Genomic DNA, 2586 nt, shown 5'->3' with positions numbered 1-2586 from the left:
CCAGCCCAGCCGCCCCTGCCAGCGCCAGCCGGAAACCACGGCGGCCAATGTCACCCCGATCACCCCGGCAGCAAGCCAGCGCAGGGTCAGCGGATCCAATTGCGACATGACCCACAGGCCGGCGGGCACAGTGACAGCAGCGGCCATCGCCAGCGCGCCAACCTCAGCCTTGTCGGCCTTGCTCCAGGCCTGCGGGAACAGGGTGATAGTGGAAAATACCCCCATCAGCACCATCAGAAACACCACATCCGCCGACGGCAGGAACTGCGCGCCGACGGGGACGAAGATCATCGCGGTGCCAAAACCAGTGAAGCCGCGGACAAGACCCGCGGCTCCAATAGTCAGCAAAAGCCAGAACAGCCCTGGTGTTTGCAGGGCTGCCTGAAAGGCCTCAAGCATCGATATTCGAGAACTGATTGCCGGTGGTGTTCGCCTGTTTCGACCAGTCGCGCTTCACTCCCAGTTTCAGCAGAATAGTGGAGGCAACGAACACGGACGAATAGGTCCCGACCAGAACACCCCAGATCATCGCAAAGACAAAGCCGCGGATCACGTCACCGCCCAGCACATAAAGCGAGATCAGCGCCAAGAGCGTGGTGACCGAGGTCATCACCGTCCGGCTGAGGGTCTCGTTGATCGAGATGTTCAAAACCTCGGCCAGGTCTTTCTTCTTGTAGCGGCGCAGGTTCTCGCGCACCCGGTCGAACACAACCACCGTATCGTTCAGTGAGTAACCGACGATGGTCAGCAGGGCTGCGATGATGGCCAGATCGAACTTGATCTGCAGTTCGGAGAACACGCCGATGGTCAGCACCACGTCATGCACCAGCGCTGCGACAGCGCCGAGGGCAAACTGCCATTCAAACCGCAGCCAGATGTACACCAGCACCGCTGCAATGGCGAGCACCACGGCGATTACCGCAGTCTGGATCAGCTCGCCAGACACCTTTGGGCCCACGGATTCGACCGAGACAAACTTGATGCCTGGCGCCACCGCGTCCAGCGAGGTTTTCAGCGTCTCGATCATCTCGCCCGAGATCGCCTCGCCGCCTTCCTGCGCCTGAATGCGGATCATGGCGACGTGCTGGTCCTCTTCGAAAGCCGGATCGAAAACCTCGGTGATCGACACATCGCCCAGGTCATGCACCGACAGCGCATCACGGTAGGCGCCGACGTCCACGATTTCGGTTGCCTCGGTACGGATGGTGGTGCCGCCGCGGAAGTCGATGCCGAAATTCAGTCCCTGCAGAAGGAAGGAGGCAAAACCAACCACCATCATCAGGGCAGAGATGCCCAGCCACAGCTTGGCGCGTTTGAAGAAATCGAAGGAGGTGCCTTCGGGAACAAGTTTCAGCCGCATATCACACCTCAATCGTTTTCGGACGGCGCCGTTCAAACCACATGATGACGATCAGGCGGGTGACAAAGATCGCGGTGAATACCGAGGTCATGATACCCAGCCCCAGGGTGATCGCAAAGCCGCGCACCGGACCGGAGCCCATGGCGAACAGGATCACCGCGGTGATGAATGTGGTGATGTTGGCATCGAGAATGGCGCTCAGCGCCTTGGAGTAGCCTTCGTCGATGGCCTTGGCCGGGCCGCGCCCTGCCTTCAGCTCTTCGCGGATACGTTCAAAGATCAGCACGTTAGCATCCACCGCCATGCCGACGGTTAGAACGATACCGGCGATGCCCGGCAGCGTCAGGGTGCCGCCAATGAGGCTGAGCATGCCGAAGATCAGCGCGATGTTCAGGATCAGCGCCACATTGGCAAAGAGGCCAAACAGACCATAGCTGAGCCCCATGAACACAAGCACCGCGATAAAGGCCACGATGGTAGCGATCTTGCCGGCGTCAATACTGTCCTGGCCCAGTTCAGGGCCGATGGTGCGTTCTTCCAGGAACTCCAATCCGGCAGGCAGTGCGCCTGCGCGCAACAGAACAGCCAAGTTGGTGCTCTCCTCAATGGTGAAATTGCCAGTGATAATCCCCGAACCACCAGGAATATGCGACTGGATCACCGGGGCGGAAACCACCTCGTCATCCAGCACAATCGCAAAGGGCGAACCGATGTTTTCCGCCGTGTAGTCGCCGAACCGCCGCGCACCCGAGGTGTTGAAGCGGAAGGTCACCGCAGGCCGGCCGTTCTGGTCGAACGAGGGCTGCGCATCCACAAGGTCCTCGCCAGTCACGACTGCGGCCGCCTCGATGGTATAGTAGATGCCGTCCTCGTCCAGCGACGGGATGATCTTATTGCCAATCCCCGGTGCAGCATCTGCATCGCTGCCGCGGCCGGCAACCGGGTTAAAGGTCAGCTGTGCGGTGGTACCAATGATCGCCTTCAGCTCCGAGGCGGAACCAATGCCCGGCACTTGAATCAGGATGCGGTCAGCGCCTTGGCGTTGGATGGTCGGCTCGCGGGTGCCGACCTCGTCAATCCGGCGGCGCACGATTTCCAGCGCCTGGCGCACGGTGCGGTCGTCCGAAGCGGTCTTCTCTGCCTCGCTCAAGCGCACCACCAGGATGCCGGCTTCGGCGGAAACTTCAATGTCGTTGGCGCCCACACCGGTCAATGTGGTAATCGGA

At 60.7% G+C, this 2586-nt stretch carries 3 protein-coding genes; all 3 read right to left on the bottom strand.

The window, feature by feature from the left end:
• A partial coding sequence (locus A2I95_RS30895) for a TSUP family transporter (RefSeq protein WP_367153081.1) occupies nucleotides 1-399 on the bottom strand: 399 nt, incomplete at its 3' end.
• Nucleotides 392-1360 (bottom strand): protein translocase subunit SecF, encoded by a 969-nt coding sequence (secF, locus tag A2I95_RS30890; RefSeq protein ID WP_027259180.1) that lies wholly within the window; start codon nucleotides 1358-1360, stop codon nucleotides 392-394. The genes A2I95_RS30895 and secF, both read right to left, overlap by 8 nt.
• Nucleotide 1361: 1 nt before the next feature.
• Nucleotides 1362-2586 (bottom strand): protein translocase subunit SecD (gene secD, locus A2I95_RS30885; protein ID WP_291735978.1); only part of this gene is annotated, 1225 nt, incomplete at its 5' end.

Source organism: Leisingera sp. F5, assembly GCF_001593695.1.
Note: the sequence above shows the minus strand (reverse complement) of the source record. Positions and strands in the feature narration are given on the sequence as shown.